21 protein-coding genes are annotated in these 18,349 nt (G+C 66.4%); 8 read left to right on the forward strand and 13 right to left on the reverse strand.

Going from position 1 to position 18,349, the window contains the following annotated elements:
• Positions 1-118: 118 nt before the first annotated feature.
• Positions 119-328 (forward strand): glutathione S-transferase C-terminal domain-containing protein, encoded by a 210-nt coding sequence (locus HV681_RS25200; protein ID WP_254595067.1) that lies wholly within the window; start codon positions 119-121, stop codon positions 326-328.
• A 9-nt stretch (positions 329-337) separates the two neighbouring features.
• Here the strand turns inward: HV681_RS25200 and HV681_RS25205 are convergent, their stop codons facing one another.
• From HV681_RS25205 to HV681_RS25215, 4 genes are all read right to left on the reverse strand, one after another.
• Positions 338-994 (reverse strand): DsbA family protein, encoded by a 657-nt coding sequence (locus HV681_RS25205; protein WP_175125855.1) that lies wholly within the window; start codon positions 992-994, stop codon positions 338-340.
• Between the two features lie 108 nt (positions 995-1,102).
• Positions 1,103-2,578 carry an inorganic phosphate transporter gene (locus tag HV681_RS25210; RefSeq protein WP_175125856.1) on the reverse strand — a complete coding sequence of 492 codons (1,476 nt, stop codon included), beginning with the start codon at positions 2,576-2,578 and terminating at the stop codon, positions 1,103-1,105.
• Between the two features lie 83 nt (positions 2,579-2,661).
• The gene (locus tag HV681_RS28060) at positions 2,662-2,787 is read right to left on the reverse strand and encodes a hypothetical protein (protein ID WP_255595213.1); all 126 of its coding nucleotides are present in this window, start codon (positions 2,785-2,787) and stop codon (positions 2,662-2,664) included.
• Entirely contained in the window at positions 2,784-3,908 is a 1,125-nt protein-coding gene (locus tag HV681_RS25215) for a D-alanyl-lipoteichoic acid biosynthesis protein DltD (RefSeq protein WP_175125857.1), read from the reverse strand. The genes HV681_RS28060 and HV681_RS25215 overlap by 4 nt, the downstream gene beginning before the upstream one ends.
• 362 nt (positions 3,909-4,270) lie before the next feature.
• Between HV681_RS25215 and mog the strand changes: the two genes are divergently transcribed.
• From mog to HV681_RS25230, 3 genes are all read left to right on the forward strand, one after another.
• On the forward strand, positions 4,271-4,903 hold the full coding sequence (mog, locus tag HV681_RS25220) for a molybdopterin adenylyltransferase (RefSeq protein ID WP_175125858.1): 633 nt from the start codon (positions 4,271-4,273) through the stop codon (positions 4,901-4,903).
• A gap of 136 nt (positions 4,904-5,039) precedes the next feature.
• Entirely contained in the window at positions 5,040-5,378 is a 339-nt protein-coding gene (locus HV681_RS25225) for a hypothetical protein (RefSeq protein WP_175125859.1), read from the forward strand.
• 5 nt (positions 5,379-5,383) lie between these two features.
• Positions 5,384-6,250 (forward strand): peptidoglycan DD-metalloendopeptidase family protein, encoded by an 867-nt coding sequence (locus HV681_RS25230; protein ID WP_175125860.1) that lies wholly within the window; start codon positions 5,384-5,386, stop codon positions 6,248-6,250.
• 77 nt (positions 6,251-6,327) lie between these two features.
• Here the strand turns inward: HV681_RS25230 and HV681_RS25235 are convergent, their stop codons facing one another.
• The 7 genes from HV681_RS25235 to HV681_RS25265 all read right to left on the reverse strand — a co-directional run bounded on the left by HV681_RS25235 (position 6,328) and on the right by HV681_RS25265 (position 12,248).
• Complete coding sequence (locus HV681_RS25235) at positions 6,328-6,615, reverse strand: hypothetical protein (RefSeq protein WP_175125861.1); 288 nt, start codon at positions 6,613-6,615, stop codon at positions 6,328-6,330.
• 159 nt (positions 6,616-6,774) lie between these two features.
• On the reverse strand, positions 6,775-7,038 hold the full coding sequence (infA, locus tag HV681_RS25240) for a translation initiation factor IF-1 (protein WP_056570934.1): 264 nt from the start codon (positions 7,036-7,038) through the stop codon (positions 6,775-6,777).
• Between the two features lie 534 nt (positions 7,039-7,572).
• Complete coding sequence (locus HV681_RS25245) at positions 7,573-8,112, reverse strand: SRPBCC family protein (protein ID WP_175125862.1); 540 nt, start codon at positions 8,110-8,112, stop codon at positions 7,573-7,575.
• Positions 8,113-8,148: 36 nt separating this feature from the next.
• Positions 8,149-8,601 (reverse strand): GFA family protein, encoded by a 453-nt coding sequence (locus tag HV681_RS25250; protein WP_175125863.1) that lies wholly within the window; start codon positions 8,599-8,601, stop codon positions 8,149-8,151.
• 276 nt (positions 8,602-8,877) lie between these two features.
• Positions 8,878-9,384 carry a GAF domain-containing protein gene (locus HV681_RS25255; RefSeq protein ID WP_175125864.1) on the reverse strand — a complete coding sequence of 169 codons (507 nt, stop codon included), beginning with the start codon at positions 9,382-9,384 and terminating at the stop codon, positions 8,878-8,880.
• Positions 9,381-10,355, reverse strand: coding sequence for a Bug family tripartite tricarboxylate transporter substrate binding protein (locus HV681_RS25260; protein WP_175125865.1), 975 nt, complete (start codon positions 10,353-10,355; stop codon positions 9,381-9,383). The genes HV681_RS25255 and HV681_RS25260 overlap by 4 nt, the downstream gene beginning before the upstream one ends.
• A gap of 57 nt (positions 10,356-10,412) precedes the next feature.
• Positions 10,413-12,248, reverse strand: coding sequence for a gamma-glutamyltransferase family protein (locus tag HV681_RS25265; protein ID WP_175125866.1), 1,836 nt, complete (start codon positions 12,246-12,248; stop codon positions 10,413-10,415).
• A gap of 112 nt (positions 12,249-12,360) precedes the next feature.
• Here HV681_RS25265 and HV681_RS25270 point away from each other — a divergent pair, with 112 nt between their 5' ends.
• Together HV681_RS25270 and HV681_RS25275 are read left to right on the forward strand one after the other, a co-directional pair.
• The gene (locus tag HV681_RS25270; protein WP_175125867.1) at positions 12,361-13,329 is read left to right on the forward strand and encodes a LysR family transcriptional regulator; all 969 of its coding nucleotides are present in this window, start codon (positions 12,361-12,363) and stop codon (positions 13,327-13,329) included.
• 186 nt (positions 13,330-13,515) lie between these two features.
• Entirely contained in the window at positions 13,516-13,950 is a 435-nt protein-coding gene (locus tag HV681_RS25275) for a hypothetical protein (protein ID WP_175125868.1), read from the forward strand.
• Between the two features lie 45 nt (positions 13,951-13,995).
• Here HV681_RS25275 and HV681_RS25280 read toward each other — a convergent pair whose 3' ends face one another.
• Positions 13,996-14,382, reverse strand: a complete 387-nt coding sequence (locus tag HV681_RS25280) for a hypothetical protein (RefSeq protein ID WP_175125869.1) — start codon at positions 14,380-14,382, stop codon at positions 13,996-13,998.
• A gap of 137 nt (positions 14,383-14,519) precedes the next feature.
• Positions 14,520-15,833, reverse strand: coding sequence for a dicarboxylate/amino acid:cation symporter (locus tag HV681_RS25285; RefSeq protein ID WP_175125870.1), 1,314 nt, complete (start codon positions 15,831-15,833; stop codon positions 14,520-14,522).
• Between the two features lie 271 nt (positions 15,834-16,104).
• Here HV681_RS25285 and HV681_RS25290 point away from each other — a divergent pair, with 271 nt between their 5' ends.
• Both HV681_RS25290 and fba read left to right on the forward strand, forming a co-directional pair.
• Positions 16,105-17,004 carry an SMP-30/gluconolactonase/LRE family protein gene (locus HV681_RS25290; RefSeq protein WP_175125871.1) on the forward strand — a complete coding sequence of 300 codons (900 nt, stop codon included), beginning with the start codon at positions 16,105-16,107 and terminating at the stop codon, positions 17,002-17,004.
• A 216-nt stretch (positions 17,005-17,220) separates the two neighbouring features.
• The gene (gene fba, locus HV681_RS25295; protein WP_056326713.1) at positions 17,221-18,285 is read left to right on the forward strand and encodes a class II fructose-bisphosphate aldolase; all 1,065 of its coding nucleotides are present in this window, start codon (positions 17,221-17,223) and stop codon (positions 18,283-18,285) included.
• The last annotated feature ends 64 nt before the right edge of the window (positions 18,286-18,349 follow it).

Raw genomic sequence — 18,349 nt, forward strand, 5'->3', positions numbered from 1 at the left:
GGGGTGGGATGCTCTCGTAGTGGCAGTCCGGGTGCAACCGGCTGATGGTTGAAGACGTCCCTTACCCCAGCGCCTTTCTTCTTCGAAAGACGCATCCACACCATACAAGGTCGAAGAGGTGCTGACGCGGGTGCTGCAGGCGCGGCCGTTTTTCCTGGGCGACAGGTTCTCCGCTGTGGACATCGTGCTGGGCGGCTCGCTGCAATACATGATGCGGATGAAGATCGTGCCCGAAACGCCCGTGTTCAATGCGTACGCCGAACGCCTGGGTGAGCGTCCGGCGATGCATCGCGCCTTGCAGCGCGACGGCGATATCGAAGAGTCCTGATCCGGGGCGTCAGGCGCCGCCCTGGATGCGCGCCGTCAGGTGGTCGCGCCATTGCTCGGGACGGCCGAGGTACCGGCTGGGTTCCAGCAGCGTGAAAGCGCCGTTGCGCTCCAGCGCCAGCGTCGGAAAGCCCGTGCCCCCGACTTGCGCCAGCAGCCGGCGGCTGGCGGCAATGTGGGCGGCAGTCTCGGCGCCCTGTGCCTGTGCGTAGGCAGCGTCGAAGGCCTCGGCGTCCAGGCCGATCTCCACAGCCAGCGCCCGCAGCACGGCGGGATCGGCGATGCGCCGGCCTTCCACGTAATGCGCACGCTGCAGCCGGTGCAGCAGGTCCAGGCCGCGGCCCGCCAGCGTTTGCGCGGCCAGGATGGCGGTGGTGGGCGGTTCGGAATCGAACACGGCGCCGCTGTCGCGCAGCAGGCCGTCGAAGTAATCGGCGCCGAACGGCTGGCCCGTGAGGCCCGCAATGCGCTCGTCGTGCGGCATGACGTAGCGGCGCAGGGCGTCGGTGACCGGCTGGCGGTTGCTGCCGGTCATCATGCCGCCGCCATGCGGCTCGATGTTCAGGCCCGGCACGGCGCGGGCGGCCTCCACCAGCGGCGCGGCGCCGTAGCACCAGCCGCAAAGCGGATCGAAGATGTAATGCAGGGTAGGGGATGCGGGTGTCATGGCGCCATCGTAGACGGCGCCGGGCGCGGGCGCATAGGCCGGCGCGCTACCCAGAGTGTTGCAGCGGCCGTGCAGATTGCCTGCACGGCCGAATCCGTCAGGCTGCGATCAGCCCGCGATCTGCACGCCGATCCAGAACAGGCCGGCGGCCAGCAGCATCGAGGCGGGCAGCGTCAGCACCCAGGCCAGCAGGATGTTGCGCACCGTGTTGCCCTGCAGCCCCGTCTTGTTGGCGATCATGGTGCCCGCCACGCCCGAGGACAGCACGTGGGTGGTGGACACCGGCAGGCTGAAGACGTTGGCAAGACCGATGGCGCCCACGGCGGTCAACTGCGCCGACATGCCCTGCGCGTAGGTCATGCCCTGCTTGCCGATTTTTTCGCCGACGGTCAGGACCACGCGGCGCCAGCCGACCATGGTGCCGGCGCCCAGCGCCAGCGCCACGGCCACGATCACCCAGAAAGGCGCGTATTCGGTGGTGGCGGTCAGGTCCGCGCGCAAGCGTTGCAGGTCGGCGGCCTCGCGGGCGGGCAGGCCTTCCAGGCGCGCCACCTTCTTGGCGGTGTCGTCCAGGCACAGCAGGTAGCGGCGCACGTCGATGCGCTTTTGCGCGGACAGGTCGGCGTAGTTGGAAACCCCGTGCAGGTCCTTTTGCAGCGCCATGATGGTCGGTACGGTCAGGGCGGGGTCGCAGCGGAAATTGGCGGGCAGGTCTTCCTGGATGTCGACGCGGCGCAGCGCCAGGAAATCGCCCAGCAGCGCTTCGTTGCGCTGGTAGAACACCATCAGGTGGTTGGCGGCGTCGCGGGTGCGTTCGATCTGGTAGGTGGTGCTGTGGGTGTCCAGCACGAAGTTGGCCGGCACGATGCCGATCAGCACGAGCATGATGAGGCCGATGCCCTTCTGGCCGTCGTTCGAGCCGTGCACGAAGCTCACGCCCATGGCCGACAGCACCAGCACCAGGCGGTTCCAGAACGGCGGGTGCTTCTTGTTGTCGATGGCGCGGCGCTGTTCGGGGGTCTTGTGCATCTTGGACAGCGGCAGCCAGCGCTTGAGCGCCAGCAGCAGCAGGCCTGCCACCGCAAACCCGGCGATGGGCGAGGCCACCAGCGACAGGCCGATATCGATGGCCTTGCCCCAGTTCACGCCTTCGCCCAGCGGCAGGTCGGTGATGAGCGCATTGGCCAGGCCTACGCCCAGGATCGAGCCGATCAGCGTGTGCGAGCTGGACGCCGGAATGCCGAAGTACCAGGTGCCCAGGTTCCAGGCGATGGCCGCCGCCAGCATGGCGAAGACCATTGCCAGCCCGCGGCCGGTGTCCACGTTGATCAGCAGTTCGACGGGCAGCAGATGGACGATGGCATACGCGACGCCCACGCCGCCCAGCAAGACGCCCAGGAAGTTGAAGATGCCGGACAGGACGACCGCCAGATGCGGCGGCATGGCCTTGGTGTAGATGACCGTTGCCACGGCGTTTGCCGTGTCGTGAAAGCCGTTGATGAATTCGAAGGCCAGGACGAATGTCAGGGCCAGCACAAGACTGAGGCCAACCCAAAGGTCTAGGCCGTGGAAGAGGTCGAACATGGGGGAGGGGGCGAGGTTCCGGCGAGAATGCCCCGATTATTGCAGATTTATGACCTGTCCCTGAATGAAGCGGCCCCCAAATCTTAGAACTTCGAATACTGGAATTCGATCTCCATGGGCTTGCCCAGATTGGCGGACGTATCCGCCTGGATGACCATCACGGCCAGGATTCCCAGATACAGCATGCAGAGCCACAGCGTTCTTTTCATGGGCGGAATACCTCGGCGATCTTCTGGTTGACGCGCAGCCAGCCCAGCTCGCCCAGATGCTGCACGTCGCGCAGCGTGCCGACCTCGAAGGGCGCGTCGTACATGTCCATGCAGGTCATCGCATAACGCTGGCACAGGCCGGCGACCTGCTGCTGGATCGGGTCGAACCGGGCCAGGTCGTTGAAGACCATCGGGTGCAGCGGCTGCATGACGAACAGCGCATTGACGTGATGCTGGTGCAGCAGCGCCATCAGGGCGTCAAGTTCGCGCAATTCGTCGCGGCCGGTCAGGGGCTGGGGCTGGTAGGCGGTCTTGCCGCCCTCGGGGATGCTGCGCAGGTACTTGTTGAAGAAGTCGTCACGCACGGCGTAGCGGTTGTCCGTCATGAGCGCCTGCTCGGCGGCCTGCGCCTGACCGGCCAAGGCGTCCCAGTCCACCACGCGCGCCGCCGCCGCGGGGCCTTCGCGTTCCCGTTCGGGAATGGGGGCGGCGTAAGCCGGCGCCCACAGGCTGGCCAGCCGTTGACGGAACACGTATGCCTGCTCGGCCGCCATCGACCAGTACACGCCCGCGTCGCCCTTGGCGTCCAGCCACCGCAAGACTTCCGACCTGCCATCGGGTTGGCGCAGCAGCCGGGGCAGCAGCGGGTTGGCGTGCTCCTTGAACTCGTCGGGCCCCAATCCGCCCTCTCCGTCGAACCAGCCCGGCGACAGCATCACGACCACGCGCGAGGCCGGCGACAGATCATCGGCCAGCGCCGCCAGCACGAACTGCATGCCCATCGACTGGAACCCGGAATGGCCGTACGCCAGGACGGGCATCTGCAGCTCGTCGGCCAGGAAGCGGTAGGGCACGAAGCGCAGGTCGTTGCTGGTGAGCTCCGACGACCCCAGGATCACCAGGCGATCGCCCGTGCGCAGCGCCTGGCTGAGCCGCGACAGATTGCGTGTCTGTTCGTCCAGCGTATTGCCCAGGTTGGGGATGTAGATGCCGGGTGCGGCCGCGGGCACCGGTTCGGTCTTCAGGGCCAGCGTGTGCAGGGCCGCCCAGCCGGCCACGGCCGCGGCGGACAAGGTCAGCGCCGCGGCAAGCGCGTGCTGCCGAAGGGTGCGTTTGAACATGGGAAACCCGAAAATGCGTCGCGCCGGGACAAAGGGGCGGTATTGTTAGCGGATGTTATCCAGCGGCCATGACGCAAACAAGCGCGGGAAACCCTGGGCGGCGCGCCAATTCCCCTTTTTGCGACACTTGGTCCCGGCCCCCCCCGTCCCGCCCCAGCCACCCGGCCACCCCAGCCACCCCAGCCACCCCGGCCACTCGGACCGTCCCGGTCGCACTCCGCTCAGACGCCGCCCGCGCCCGCCGCATGCCGCCCAGCAGAATGCGATAGCATCGATGTCGCGCGGCCGTCCCGGACCCCTGGCCCGCCGCACCGCCTGCCGCCGCCGCCGCGGCGCTTCACCGCCGGATTTCCCCTTACGCCATGACCGACCTTGCCCGTATCGCCCGCAGCCACCCCGACGAACTCATCGTAGGGCTGGTGTCCGTTTCCGACCGCGCCTCCACCGGCGCCTATCAGGATCAGGGGCTGCCCGCGCTGCGCGAATGGCTGGGCGGCGCGCTGGTGTCGCCGTGGCAGGCGGTGGAGCGGCTGATTCCCGACGAGCCCGCCCGCATCTCCGAAACCCTGATCGAACTGGTCGATGGCTGCGGCTGCGACCTCGTCCTGACGACCGGCGGCACCGGCCCCGCCCGGCGCGACGTCACGCCCGAGGCCACGCTGGCGGTCGGCACCAAGGAAATGCCGGGCTTTGGCGAGCAGATGCGCCAGATCAGCCTGCGTTTCGTGCCCACGGCCATCCTGTCGCGGCAGGTGGCAGTCATTCGCGAAACGGACGGCCATGCCGCCCTGATCGTGAACCTGCCGGGCCAGCCCAAGTCTATCCGTGAGACGCTGGAAGGACTCAAGGACGACGACGGCGCCGTGCTGGTGCCCGGCATCTTCGCCGCCATTCCGTATTGCATCGACCTCATCGGCGGCCCGTACGCCGAAACGCGCTCCGAGGTCATCGCGGCCTTCCGCCCCAAGTCCGCCCGGCGGCCCGCGCAAGCGTAGCGCGGGCGACAACGCTGCATTGCCTTGCGCGGTGGCTGGCCGTTGCGGCACACCATGGCGGGCCTCGCCCCGCCAAGACCGTGCGGTATAGTTGGCCGCCCCGATCAACCCCTGCTGACCGAGAGTTTTCATCGTCATGAAGGTTCGTACCATCCTGTCCCTTACCGCCCTGGCTGCCCTGACGGCCTGCGCCAATGTCAAAGACGTCCGCGACCGCGATCCCGTGTTCTACGGATCCACGCAGCGCACCGCCCAGGACTACACGCAATGCGTGGCGGAAGCCTGGAAGGGACTGGACGTCAACTTCGAACAGAAGCCGGTGCGCAACGGGTATGAGCTCGTCCTGCACGGCAGCCTGGGCGTCGAGGCCGTCCTGACGACCACGCACTGGAAGGGCAAGACCGAGGCGCGGCTGTCGACGCGCATTGCCCGCCGCGACCAGACCATCATTGAACCGGCCAACCTGTGCCTGTAAACGTCATGGTTGCCCGCCGCGACGTCCTGCGCGCCGGGCTGGCCGCCGCTGCCCTGTGCCTGGCCTGGCCCGCGCGGGCGCAGCAGGCCAGTTACATCACCCGCAAGCTCGACGCCCGCGTGCCGGGCGGCGTGGCCGTGCTGAGCCTGGGCGACGGCGCGGCCGCGCCCCAGGTCACCTACCTGGACCGGCCCGTGCTGGTGGTGCGGGAAGCGGGCAAGCAGTGGATCGCCGTGGTCGGCATTCCGCTTACCGTCAAGCCTGGCCAGGAACAGGTGCAGGTCAAGGACGGCGGCGGCACGCGTCAGGTGGCGTTCACGGTCGGCGCCAAGGATTACGTGGCGCAGCACATCACGCTCAAGAACCGGCGTCAGGTGGATCCGAATCCGGACGACCTCAAGCGCATTGAGCGGGAACTGGCCGAACAGGTCGAAGCCTACCGCGGCTTTCGCGCGGGCGTCACGCCCAGCAACCTGATCCTGGATCGTCCGGTCGACGGCGGTCGCCTGTCCAGCCCCTTTGGCCTGCGCCGCTTCTTCAACGGCCAGGAACGCAATCCGCATTCGGGCCTGGATTTCGCCGTGCCGGCCGGTACGCCCATCAAGGCGCCCGCGGCCGGGGTGGTGGTGCTGGTGGGGGATTATTTCTTCAATGGCAAGACGGTGTTCCTGGACCATGGCCAGGGTTTCGTCAGCATGTTCTGCCACATGTCGGCGATCTCGGTGAAGGTCGGCGACGAGGTGCCGCGCGGCGGCGTGGTGGGCAAGGTGGGGGCGACCGGGCGGGCGACGGGCCCGCACCTGCACTGGAACGTCAGCCTGAACGATGCGCGCATCGATCCGGCGATCTTCATCGGGGCGTTCAAGCCCTGACTGGTATGGGCTTTGACGCGTTCAAGGTTTGATGCGTCCAAACTCTGACGCGTGCCGCTCTGACGGGGCGGCGACGCTCAGGCCTTCTCGGCCTCGAGCGCGATGCGCTTGAGCACATACTGGTGCATGCGCTCGGCGTATTCCATCTGCTGTTGCACGTTGCGCTGACCGGCTTCCTGGTCGTCCAGGCAGTTGTCGTACTTGGTCTTGGCTTCGGCGTAGGTCAGGCCGGTATTGCGCAGGCTGTTGATGAACGCCTCGCGCGACTGGCGCAGCAGGCGCAGGCCTTCCTCGCCCTTTGCGAAACGTCTTCGCGAGAGGGCAAGCTGGTCTGCGGCGGCTTGCAATTCTTCTTTCAGGTCCATCGTGCTTCGTGCGTATCCGGCCTGGCGTTGCGCCAGGCGAGGAGCGCCATTCTTTCATGAACAGGCGATCCACGCATTACGGCAGTGCGCGAATCCTGCTTAAGGATCCGCGAAAAGAGGGAGCCGGGCGCCGGCAAGAAGCCGGCCCGGGCGGCCGGCTTAGCGGCGGTGGTGCTGGGGACGCTGCATCGTGGGGGCGCGCTCGTCCTTGTGGCGGAAATTGATACGGCCCTTGGTCAGGTCGTACGGGGACATTTCCAGGGTGACGCGATCGCCCGCGAGGATGCGGATGCGGTGCTTGCGGATACGGCCCGACGCGTAGGCGCCGACTTCGATGCCGTTGTCCAGTTTGACGCGGTAGCGGCTATCGGGCAGCACTTCGTCAACGATGCCATCCAATTCGATGAGTTCTTCTTTAGCCATCTTCTACTCCTTGATCAAAACGCGCAGGCATGCCTGCGGCATGTCGCGCCGCGCAAGGCGGCAAGCGCGTCGGACTCGGATAAACCGGTCCAGCGGTTTGAACGCAAAAAAACGTTCGGGCAAGCGTGGGTATGGGCCACGGCATCCGGGCGGATGTCTGAAATGGCGGATACTCGCGCCCTGAGGTAAGTGCGCGCGATGCGCGCGGTGGTCGCGGCGGGGGTGCTGCGGGCACCTTGCCGGATGAAGCGGGGTTGCCGAGTCTGCGGCAACGCCGGGCGCCACGGGGACTGCAGCGGCGTTCTGGGCAGTGACGGGGTGCACCCAACAGGGGCGGCCCCAATAAAAAACCGGATCTCGTTCGCGTCGCTGACGTTCATTCAGTAGCGCCCTTTCTTGGGCGCTACAGGTTGGCACGCAGGATGACCGAAGTCCGGTTTTTGCGGAAAAATCACGGGTTTATGTTACCGCAAAGCCGGCGGTTTAGCCAGCTTTTATCCCGGATTCGGCCGCGATAGTTGCGCTTGAACGACTCTATCGGCGCGGGATGCGGCGCTGGTATTCCGCTTCCCAGGCGGCGTTGGCCGACCAGAAGGGGCCCGGATCGCGTCCGGCCAGACGGGCTGCCAGCACGTTCAAGTGCGTGTGCCAACCGCCCGCCACGTCCACCATGTCATCCCGCGTGGCGAGCTTGCGATGCGTAAGCACCAGCCGCGCGCCGTCGTCTTCAGGGGACACTTCGAAGGTCACTTCGGACGGGGCGCCCGCCGAGCCGCCCCAGGTGTAACTGAGCACGTGCGGCGGTTCACACCGGGTGATCAGGCCCTGCGTGGTCAGGCCTTCCTCGTAGGGCTTGTAGGCCTCGGGCGTCGGTTCGCGCACGGAGGACAGGTCGGCATGCAGGAACCGCAGGGTGACGCCGCCGCCCTCCATCAGGTCCATGTCGCCGAATGCCAGCCACTGGCCGCGCTTGTCGGATTCCGTCAGCCAGGCCCACACCTCCTGCACGCTCGCAGGCAGCCTGCGCGTGAATTGCAAGGTGGTCGGGTCCAGTACGACGCCGTAGTCGCTCATATCAGTCTCCTGTGAAGTCCGGAGCCGGACGTGGGTTCATCTTCCGTGCGAAAAGGTCAGCGGCGATACCTGCGGCTCGTGCTCCGGGGCGTCGTCCATGGCGCCGGGGTGCTGGGGCAGTGCGTCCGTGATGTCGTGCCAGGGAGCCTTGCTGGCGACGTGGTAATGCGCCAGGGGCTTGACGCCCGGATCGTCGTCCAGCGCGCCGAGCGGCAGGCCGTAGACGTCGGGCGTCTGGTCAAAGCGGCTGAGCAGCGGTGTGCCGCAAGCCTCGCAGAAACCCCGGTAATTGCCGGGCGACGACGCGTACCAGGTCACGTGGTCTTCGCCCTGTGTCCAGGCGAAATCCTTCGACTGGACCGTCGCTCGGCTGCGGAAGGCCGCGCCGTGCGTCTTGCGGCACATCACGCAATGGCAGTTGAGGGCATCGGTGAGCGGACCGTTGATCTCGTAGGCAACGCGGCCGCAGAGGCAGGAACCTTTGATCATGATGAGCGCCAGGCAATGGGGGAAATAGGTCCAATATACCTGCGGCGCCGTCCCGCGACTTCGGCATTTGTGACAGATGTCTTTCAGATCGTTGCCGGGGCGGGCGTTTCCCGGGGCGGGCCTTTCCCGCGGCGGGCGATTCCCGCGGCGGACGATTCCGAGGCGGGCGTTTCCGAGGCGGGCGTTTCCGAGGCGGGAGTTGCTGACGGCGGAAGTTTCCGACGGCGGGCGTCGGCGGCAGATACCGTAACGTTCACGGCATCCGCGCCTCCCCCTTCACGCCGCCCGTTGCAGCGCCTGGAACGCCGGCAGCGCCAGCAGACCCGCCACGCGCGCCGCGTGAATGTCTTCGTCCGACACCGCCGGGCGCGGCATCAGGAAGTTGACCGTGCCCAGGCACACGCCGTCATACGCGACCGGCACGTTGATGACCGATTGCAGTCCCAGGCTGCGGATCGCATCGTGGTCGTTGAAGAATTCGCGGATGGCCGCCTCTCCCTCGCCCACGAACACCCGCTGTTCCAGCAACACCTGCCGGCCCCATGCCGTGCCGGTCTTGTCCTTGCTGCCGCCCGGCGGGTACGCCTGCGGGTTCGAACTGTACAGGCGCACCACGCGCATGGCGTCGGCATCGTAGCGATTCACGGTGCACAACGCGTGCGCCAGGTGCAGGCGCGCATAGTCGTCGATTGCCTGGAAGGCGGCGGCCGGCAGGCCGTCCGCGTAGGCGCGGGCGATGGCCTGCACGCCGGCCAGCGCCGGGCTGGGAGATGCGTCCGTCATTCCGCCGTGATTCCCAGTTCTTTGATCAGCTTGCCGTACTTGTCGGCATCGCGCGCCAGGATCTGGCCGAACTGCTCGGGCGTGGTTTCGGTCAGCAGCACGCCCATGTCGCCCATTTTCTTGATGACGTCGGGCCGCTTGAGGATCACGTTGATCTCGCGGTTCAGCCTGGCAGCCAGTTCCGGCGGCATGCCGGCCGGACCGAATGCGCCGTACCAGACCGCCAGCTCATACCCCGGCAGCGTTTCGGCCACGGTGGGCACGTCGGGCAGCAGCGGCGAGCGTTGTTCCTCGGTGACGGCCAGCAGCTTGAGCTTGCCCGACTGCACGTGCGGCAGCGTCTGCGTGCCGGCGCTGAACAGCACCTGCGTGCGGCCTGCCACGGTATCCAGAACCGCAGGCGCACCGCCGCGATACGGGATGTGCATCATCTTCACGCCGGCGGCCTTTTCGAAGAGCACCGCGCTCAGGTGGTTGGTCGAGCCCTGGCCCGCCGAGGCATACGCCACGGTGTCGGGATTGGCCTTCGCGTACGCGATGAATTCCTTCAGGTTGGATGCCGGCACCGACGGATGCACCACCATCGTGTTGGTCACAAGGGCCAGCTCGGCGATGGGCGTAAAGTCCTTCACGCCGTCGAACGGCATGTTGGAATAGAGCGCCTGGTTCATCGTGTGCGTGCTCATCGAGCCCACCAGCAGCGTGTAGCCGTCCGGCTTGGCGCGCGCGACGAAGGCCGTGCCGATGTTGCCCGATGCGCCCGAGCGGTTCTCGACAATGACCGGCTGGCCCAGCGATTGCGTCAGGCCTTCGGACAGCACGCGCGCCAGGATGTCTGTGGAGCCGCCGGCGGCCCACGGCACGACCAGCGTGATGGGCTTTTCGGGCCAGGCGGCGTGCGATAGGGCGGGCGCGGCCATCGCCAGGCCCAGCGCGAACGTGCGCAGCAGTCGTTTGAAGTGCAGTGTCATGGTGTTTACCCCTTGCGTTGTGTCCGGCTTCTGAGAGCCGGTCGTATGAAAATCGATTCAGCGGCCGACGGCGTATCCCTGCATTCCGCGGGGATTGGCCGCCGCGCGCAGCAGCATCTGTCCGCCCGCGGCCGGCTCGCGCGTGCAGGCGCTGATGCGGCCTTCGGACCAGTCCGGCCCGACCTTGACGTCGTGGCCGGCGGCGCGCAGCGCGTCCAGCGTGGCGTCGGGCATGCGCGATTCCACCGTCAGCCGGTTCAGCGTCTGCGAACGCGGCCAGAACGAGCCGGGAAAGTGATCAATGTGCCAGGACGGCGCGTCGATGGCCGCCTGCAGGTTCATGCCCATGGCATGGCGCAGAAAGAATGCGACGGTCCATTGGTCCTGCTGGTCGCCGCCGGGCGTGCCGAATGCCATGTACGGCAGCCCGTCGCGCAGCGCCAGGCCGGGCGACAGCGTGGTGCAGGGACGCTTGCCCGGCTGCAACTGGCCCGGCACGCCGTCGTCCAGCCAGGTCATCTGCAGACGGGTCGTCAGCGAAAAGCCCAGCTCGGGCACGACGGGGCTGGACGACAGCCAGCCGCCCGATGGCGTGGCGGCCACCATGTTGCCGTCGCGGTCGATGACGTCGATCTGGCAGGTGTCGCCCACGAACAGTTCGCGCGTCGCCCATTCCGAGACGGGCGGCAACGCGGCAAAGGTCGGTTCGCCCACGCCGTAGCGCGTGTCCGACGCGGCCAGCGTGCGGATCGCGGCATCCAGGTCGGGCAGGCGCGGCGCAAGTCCGCCGGGACTGCCGGGCTGCAGCGTGGCCGAGGCGCGTTCGCCGATGCCGGCGGCGCGCGCTCGCGCATAGTCGTCGCTGAGCAGGGCCGCGAGCGGCACCTGGACGTGATCGGGATCGCCATACCAGGCGGTGCGGTCGGCGAACGCCAGCTTGGCGGCCTCGGCGACGCGGTGCACGAACTGCGGCGACAGCGGGTCCAGTTTGTCGACGTCCAGATGGCGCAGCAGCGCGAGCTGTTGCAGGTGCACCGGCCCTTGCGACCACACACCGCATTTGGCCACCGTGTAGCGGCCATATTGCGTGGTCAGCGGTTCGTCGTACGTGGCGCGCCAGTCGGCCAGGTCCGATTTGCGCAGCAGCCCGGGGTTGCGCTGCCCTGTGGTGTCGAGCACGGCCTCGTTCGTATAGAAGCTGTCGATGGCGTCGGCCACGAAACCGCGATACCAGACGTCGAGCGCGGCGTCGATGCGGCCGCGCCGGTCGGTGCTGGCGGCGTGCGCTTCATCAAGAATGCGGGTGTAGGTGGCCGCGATGGCGGGCGTGCGGAACAGCGCGTCGGGGGCGGGCACGCGGCCGCCCGGCAGCCAGACGTCGCCCGAGCTTTTCCATTCGTCGCGGAACAGCGCCTGCACCGCCAGAATCGCCTGCGAGATCCGCGGCACCAGCGGAAATCCGTCGCGCGCATAGCCGATGGCCGGCTGCAGCACGTCGGCCAGCTCCCACGTGCCGTAGTCGCGCAGCAGCGTCAGCCAGGCGCCGAACGCGCCGGGCACCGTCGCCGGCAGCAGGCCGATTCCCGGCACCAGGTCCAGCCCCATCTTGCGAAAGTACGTCGGCGTCGCCAGCGCGGGCGCCGGGCCCTGTCCGCACAGCGCGCGCATGCGTTGCTCGCGCTCGCTCCAGAACAGGATGGGGACTTCGCCGCCCGGCCCGTTCAGGTGCGGTTCGACAATCTGCAGCACAAAACCGCCGGCCACGGCGGCGTCGTAGGCATTGCCGCCGCGTTCCAGCACGCTCATGGCTACTTGCGATGCCAGCCAGTGCGTGGACGACACCACGCCGAACGTGCCGCGTATTTCAGGTCGGGTGGTGAAGGACGGATTCATCGGGCGGTTCCCGCAAGACTGAAGAGGATGCAAGCAGTATAGGTGCCTGAAATAACTGGTTTTATCTTTGTTGGCATAATTGCATAACCAGACGGTTATAGAGAAAACTGCCATGAGCCCGGATGCCGTCCGTCTTGCCAACCGACTCAAGCACCGTCATCTGACGCTGCTGGTCAACATCGACCGCCTTAAATCGCTGACGCGGGTCGCCGCGCAGACCGGCATCAGTCAACCTGCGGTCACCAAGGCGCTGGCCGAAATGGAGGACATCTTTGGCGCGCCGCTGTTCTTGCGCACCGGCAGCGGCCTGCAGCCCACCGCGCTGGGCAATCTGGCGCTGGTGCGCGCGCGGCACATGCTCAGTGACCTGGATCTATGGGAGCGCGAGGTCGAGGCGCTGCATGCCGGACGGTCGGCGCATCTGCACGTGGGGGTGGTGCCGTACGTGTCCAGCGCCTTGCTGACCGCCGCCATCAGCCGCCTGCATCAGCGCCACGGCGTGACGCTGAGCCTGCACCGCGCCACGACGGATCACCTGGTGCCGATGCTGCGCCAGCACGAACTGGACTGCATCATCAGCCGCGCCACGTCCACGGTGATGCACGAAGACCTGATGCATCGCGTGCTGTATCGCCAGCGGCCCCGTCTTATAGCGCATGGCAGGCTGGCCCAGCGGCTGGCGCGGCGCAAGCCGGACTGGGCTGCCGTCGCGGCCTTGGACTGGGTGCTGCCGGCGGCCAACACGCCGACGCGGCAATTGATCGTGGAGCATTTCATCCGCGCCGGGCTGCAGCCGCCGTCGCCGGTGCTGGAGGCCTACTCCACGGACGTGATCGAGGGCATCCTGTCGCTGAACGAGTCGTCGATCTCGGTGGTGCCCGAGGACATCGCGCGCGAACTGTGCCAGCGCGGCAGGCTGGGCATGGTGCCATGGGATTTCGGCTGGGAGCTGCCGCCGATCAACCTGATCCGGCGCAAGCGGGAACAGGCGCTGACGGCGGAATCACAGTTTTCCGACATTCTGCTGGACCTGTGCGCGAATGCGGCGGCGCCTGCGCAGGCGGGAGACGAGGGCAGATAACGCCAGGGGCGGTCCGCGCCTTGCCCCGCGCCGGTCTGGCAAGACGTGCGCATGTCCTAGGCGCAAAAACGTCGCTTCCCGCCACAGACGCAGGAGCCGGCATCTGGTTAAATGGCTGAAAGGTCTCACGGCCTAGGGCAAGCCGCTGCCTTTTCCGGCTTGCCGTTTCAATTTACGGAGCCCCCGATGGCACGATTCAATTTCACCCAGGACCTCGAAGAACCCGATCTGTGGGCGGCGGAAAACGTCCCCGCCGGAGAGGGTCGGCCCCCCATTCACGTCATGATCCAGACCGACGGCGAAGAGCCCCTTGCCGGCGCCTCCAAGGTGGTCAAGGCCATCATTGACAACCTGGACGAACAGATTCTTGCCGCGGCCGAGTTCCTCCTCGACAACTATTCGTACGAGCACTACAAAAAGCTGGGCATTGAAGACGACCAGCTCCTGGCCGAAGAAACCGCCGAAGCCATGGCCGAAAAAGCCGTGCTGCGCGCGCTGTGGCTGTTCGACGAAGACGGCGACGGCTACGAACTGTGGTTCACGCTGCCCTGGGATCCGGTGCACACCTACGACGTGGAATTCGAAGACGGCGCGCCCGTGTCCTGCTCGGTTAATGACTGATACCGCGCGACTGATACCGCTGCCGGGACACCGGGAGGGGCAGGCTCAGCGCGCCAGTTCGTATTTGGTCGCCAGCGTCTGCCCCAGCGATTCGTCGTACTTGTAGCGCACCTTCAAGGCCTTGCCGCGCATAATGTTGCGCGCGGCCACGTTCTCCAGCACCACGTCGACGTCCTTGTTCACGAATTCGGCGCAGTCGGTGTCCGCTCGCTCGCCGTCCGGTATGTCGGCAGCCTTCACCTTCAGCTTGAACAGCACCTGTGTTAGTTCCGTGCCGTCGGTGCGGAATTGGCGGAAGGTGGTGGGAAACGTGGCAACGGTGCCGGCAAGGTCGCACGAAATGCGGGTCCAGCCATGCGCGGGGGGTACCGCCGCAAAAAGGCCGGCGGCAAGCGTGGCGGCAGCGGCCGCCCGGGTAGACAGAAGATTCATGGTGTGCGGGCCAGACGCGGCGACCATGCGCGCCGCGCCGGTACGTGGTCGAAATGGGCCTTTATGTTGCGCCCGGCCGCCCGCGCCGGTCAAGCGGGCGCCTCCCATGCAAAACGGGCCATTGCGGCCCGTTTTACTTATGCGTTCTGGCTGGCGGGCCGGCTGGGCGGCGCCTCGTTCGCAGCCTGCGCGGACGCGGCATCATCGGTGCCTTCTTCGCTGCCTTCTTCCTTGCCTTCCAGCTTGGCGATCACGGCCGTGGCCAGGCTATTGCCGACCACGTTCGTGGCGGTGCGGCCCATGTCGAAGAACTGGTCAATGCCCATGATGAGCAGCAGGCCGGCTTCCGGCAAATGGAACATCGGCAGCGTCGCGGCCACGACGACCAGCGAGGCGCGCGCCACGCCGGCCATGCCCTTGCTGGTCACCATCAGCACCAGCAGCAGGGTCAGTTGCTGCGTGAAGCTCATCTCAATGTTGTAGGCCTGCGCGATGAACAGCACGGCGAACGACTGATACATCATCGAGCCGTCCAGGTTGAACGAATAGCCCAGCGGCAGCACGAAGCCCGAGATGCGCTTGGACACGCCAAACCGCGACAGCGCCTCAATCGTCTTCGGATAGGCCGATTCGCTGCTCGCGGTCGAGAACGCCAGCAAGGTCGGTTCCTTGATGAGCCCGCCCAGGCGGAACGTGGACTTGCCCAGGAACAGGTAGCCGACGCCGAACAGAATGGCCCACAGCAGCGCCAGACCCAGGTAGAACTCGCCGATCAGCTTGCCGTAACTGACCAGCACGCCCAGGCCTTCGGTCGTGATGGCGGCGGCCATGGCGGCGAACACGCCCAGCGGCGCAAAGCGCATCACATAGTCGGTCACGCGGAACATGATCTTGGCCAGTTCATCGATCATGTTGTAGATGGTGTTGTGGCCCTTGCCGCGGATGAACGACAGCGCCGCGCCGAAGAACAGCGAGAACACCAGGATCTGCAGGATCTCGTTGTTGGCCATCGCTTCGGCAATGCTCTTGGGGAACACGTGCGCGATGAACGCCTTCAGCGTGAAATCGCCCGTCTTCAGGCCCGAAGTCACGCCCGCGTCCGGAATCGCCAGGTTCATGTGCGCGCCGGGCTGGAAGATGTTGACCAGCGCCAGGCCCAGCAGCAGAGAAATCGCCGAGGCGGCGATAAACCAGATCATGGCGCGCATGCCGATGCGGCCCACCGCGCTGGCGTCGCTCATGCTGGCCAGGCCGGTCACCAGGGTGGCGAACACGAGCGGCGCGATGATCATCTTGATCATGCGCAGGAAGATGTCGGTGATCAGGCTGAAGTACGAGGCGATCTGCTTCGCCTCTTCCGGGGTCTGCGCGAACTTGTTGCAGACATAGCCCACCACGATGCCCAGCACCATGGCGATGCCGATATAACGCGTCAGCTTCTTAGTGTTCATTTGAAAACGGGATAACGGGGAGCCGCCGCTTGGCCCAGAGGGCCAGGCCCGCCGGCATGAGGCGGGGCAGACGGTCCGGTGACGGACATGCCAGGGTCCAGGTGCTGCTCGGGTTAACCCTTGGGGCGCGATGTTAACGCCGTGAACCTGACAGCCAGTTGTCAGTTCGGGGACAGATCAGCCGTGCCAGAATGCCCCTTCCGGCCTCGTCAGGAAGGCCGGGCGCCACCTGGGAACCAGCCCCGCGCGGGGCGACAAAGGAGACAAAGCAATGCCGAATCGCGAATTGTCCGTACTGGCTTCCGGCTACACCTATCTGGAAGGGTTGCGCTGGCACGAAAACCGCCTGTGGGCCTCGGACTTCTACACGGGGCAGGTCATCACCGTGACGCTCCAGGGGGCGGTGGACCGCGTCTGTCTGGTCCCGCAGCAACCGTCGGGACTGGGTTGGCTGCCCGACGGCCGCCTGCTGATCTCGTCCATGAAAGACCGCAAGGTGCTGCGGCGCGAGGCGGACGGCACGCTGTCGGTGCATGCCGACCTGTCCGCGCTGACCGGCGGCCATATCAATGACATGGTGGTGGACGCGCAGGGCCGCGCCTACGTGGGCAATTTCGGATTCGACATCATGGCGGGCGAACCCGTGCGCACGACGACGCTGGTGCGCGTGGATCCGGACGGTGTGGCGCAGGTGGTGGCGGACGGCCTGTGCTTTCCCAACGGCTCGTTCATCACGCCCGACGGTAAGACCCTGATCGTCAACGAGACCTTCGCCAACCGCATTTCCGAATTCGACATCGAGCCCAACGGCGTGCTGGGGCCGCGCCGCGACTGGGCCAATTTCGGTGAGCTGCCTGAAACCGACGACCTGACCGCCGTGATCGCGGCGTCCAAAATCGCGCCGGACGGCGGCGCGCTGGACGAAGAGGGCGCGTTGTGGGTGGGCGACGCCATCGGCAAGCGCATCGTGCGCGTTGAACGTGGTGGACGGATTCTCGAGCAGATCGACACCGGCGAATTCGGCATCTTCGCGGCCGCGCTGGGCGGACCGGACGGCAAGACGCTTTTCATGGCGGCCGCGCCGGATTTCGTGGAAGCCAACCGGCGCGCCAAGCCGCAGGCCCGCATCCTGATGACCCGGGTGGATGTGCCGCACGCGGGCAGGCCCTAGGCCACAAGCGGGGGAAAGCAGGGCAAGGGCGCCGCGGCCGTGGGCCGCATGGGCTGGGCCGCAAGGCGGATATCAGCCGGGCTAGGGCGTCCGGTTTCACCTGAATGGATAGGATACCGGCCGTTGCAAGACCTTTCTTCGATTCCCCCGTAAAATCACGCCATTCAGCAAGGCTTCAACCATCTCTCAATAGACAGTACCTAAGGAGGACCACTCATGGCCCTAGTCTCCATGCGCCAGTTGCTCGACCACGCCGCCGAGCACGGCTACGGCATTCCGGCTTTCAACGTCAACAACCTGGAACAGGTCCAGGCCATCATGGAAGCCGCGGCGGAGACCGACAGCCCGGTGATCATGCAGGCCTCGGCCGGCGCGCGCAAATACGCGGGCGAAGGCTTCCTGAAGTACCTGATCCAGGCCGCCGTTGAGTCCTACCCGCACATCCCCGTGGTCATGCACCAGGATCACGGCCAATCGCCCAAGATCTGCCAGGGCGCCATCGACCTGGGCTTCTCCAGCGTCATGATGGACGGCTCGCTGAAAGAAGACGGCAAGACCATCGCCGACTACGACTACAACGTCGAAGTCACCAAGAAGGTCGTGGACATCGCGCACAAGCTGGGCGTGACCGTCGAAGGCGAACTCGGCTGCCTGGGTTCCCTGGAAACCATGGAAGGCGACAAGGAAGACGGCCACGGCGCCGACGGCAAGCTGACCATGGATCAGCTGCTGACCGACCCGGAACAAGCCGCAGACTTCGTGCGCCGCACGCAACTGGACGCCCTGGCAATCGCCATCGGCACCAGCCACGGCGCCTACAAGTTCACGCGCAAGCCCACCGGCGACATCCTGTCGATCTCCCGCATCAAGGAAATCCACGCCCGCCTGCCCAACACCCACCTGGTGATGCACGGCAGCTCCAGCGTGCCGCAGGAACTGCTGGCCGAGATCCGTGAATTCGGCGGCAACATGAAGGAAACCTACGGCGTGCCCGTCGAGGAAATCCAGGAAGCCATCAAGTACGGCGTGCGCAAGATCAATATCGACACCGATATCCGTCTGGCCATGACCGGCGCGATCCGCCGCTTCTTCGCCGAGAACCCTGAAAAGTTCGACCCGCGCGAATACCTCAAGCCCGCCCGCGCCGCCGCCAAGGCGATCTGTGTCGCTCGCTACACGGAATTCGGCACCGCCGGCAACGCCAGCAAGATCAAGCCGCTGCCGCTGACCGAAATCGCCGCGCAGTACGCCTCGGGCAAGCTGTCGCAAGTGGTGCAATAAGGTCCACGCCCATGCCGCCTTCTTGCGAAGGCGGCGCAGGCAGAAAAAGAGCTGGTCCTCGCGG

It is taken from the genome of Achromobacter animicus (genome assembly GCF_902859585.1).
Classification (GTDB): domain Bacteria; phylum Pseudomonadota; class Gammaproteobacteria; order Burkholderiales; family Burkholderiaceae_B; genus Achromobacter; species Achromobacter animicus.

Excerpts from the sequence above, each read along its gene's own strand:
- HV681_RS25205 (WP_175125855.1), bottom strand. The coding sequence starts at position 994 with ATGACACCCGCATCCCCTACCCTGCATTACATCTTCGATCCGCTTTGC.
- HV681_RS25210 (WP_175125856.1), bottom strand. The coding sequence starts at position 2,578 with ATGTTCGACCTCTTCCACGGCCTAGACCTTTGGGTTGGCCTCAGTCTT.
- HV681_RS28060 (WP_255595213.1), bottom strand. The coding sequence starts at position 2,787 with ATGAAAAGAACGCTGTGGCTCTGCATGCTGTATCTGGGAATCCTGGCC.
- HV681_RS25215 (WP_175125857.1), bottom strand. The coding sequence starts at position 3,908 with ATGTTCAAACGCACCCTTCGGCAGCACGCGCTTGCCGCGGCGCTGACC.
- mog (WP_175125858.1), top strand. The coding sequence starts at position 4,271 with ATGACCGACCTTGCCCGTATCGCCCGCAGCCACCCCGACGAACTCATC.
- HV681_RS25225 (WP_175125859.1), top strand. The coding sequence starts at position 5,040 with ATGAAGGTTCGTACCATCCTGTCCCTTACCGCCCTGGCTGCCCTGACG.
- HV681_RS25230 (WP_175125860.1), top strand. The coding sequence starts at position 5,384 with ATGGTTGCCCGCCGCGACGTCCTGCGCGCCGGGCTGGCCGCCGCTGCC.
- HV681_RS25235 (WP_175125861.1), bottom strand. The coding sequence starts at position 6,615 with ATGGACCTGAAAGAAGAATTGCAAGCCGCCGCAGACCAGCTTGCCCTC.
- infA (WP_056570934.1), bottom strand. The coding sequence starts at position 7,038 with ATGGCTAAAGAAGAACTCATCGAATTGGATGGCATCGTTGACGAAGTG.
- HV681_RS25245 (WP_175125862.1), bottom strand. The coding sequence starts at position 8,112 with ATGAGCGACTACGGCGTCGTACTGGACCCGACCACCTTGCAATTCACG.
- HV681_RS25250 (WP_175125863.1), bottom strand. The coding sequence starts at position 8,601 with ATGATCAAAGGTTCCTGCCTCTGCGGCCGCGTTGCCTACGAGATCAAC.
- HV681_RS25255 (WP_175125864.1), bottom strand. The coding sequence starts at position 9,384 with ATGACGGACGCATCTCCCAGCCCGGCGCTGGCCGGCGTGCAGGCCATC.
- HV681_RS25260 (WP_175125865.1), bottom strand. The coding sequence starts at position 10,355 with ATGACACTGCACTTCAAACGACTGCTGCGCACGTTCGCGCTGGGCCTG.
- HV681_RS25265 (WP_175125866.1), bottom strand. The coding sequence starts at position 12,248 with ATGAATCCGTCCTTCACCACCCGACCTGAAATACGCGGCACGTTCGGC.
- HV681_RS25270 (WP_175125867.1), top strand. The coding sequence starts at position 12,361 with ATGAGCCCGGATGCCGTCCGTCTTGCCAACCGACTCAAGCACCGTCAT.
- HV681_RS25275 (WP_175125868.1), top strand. The coding sequence starts at position 13,516 with ATGGCACGATTCAATTTCACCCAGGACCTCGAAGAACCCGATCTGTGG.
- HV681_RS25280 (WP_175125869.1), bottom strand. The coding sequence starts at position 14,382 with ATGAATCTTCTGTCTACCCGGGCGGCCGCTGCCGCCACGCTTGCCGCC.
- HV681_RS25285 (WP_175125870.1), bottom strand. The coding sequence starts at position 15,833 with ATGAACACTAAGAAGCTGACGCGTTATATCGGCATCGCCATGGTGCTG.
- HV681_RS25290 (WP_175125871.1), top strand. The coding sequence starts at position 16,105 with ATGCCGAATCGCGAATTGTCCGTACTGGCTTCCGGCTACACCTATCTG.
- fba (WP_056326713.1), top strand. The coding sequence starts at position 17,221 with ATGGCCCTAGTCTCCATGCGCCAGTTGCTCGACCACGCCGCCGAGCAC.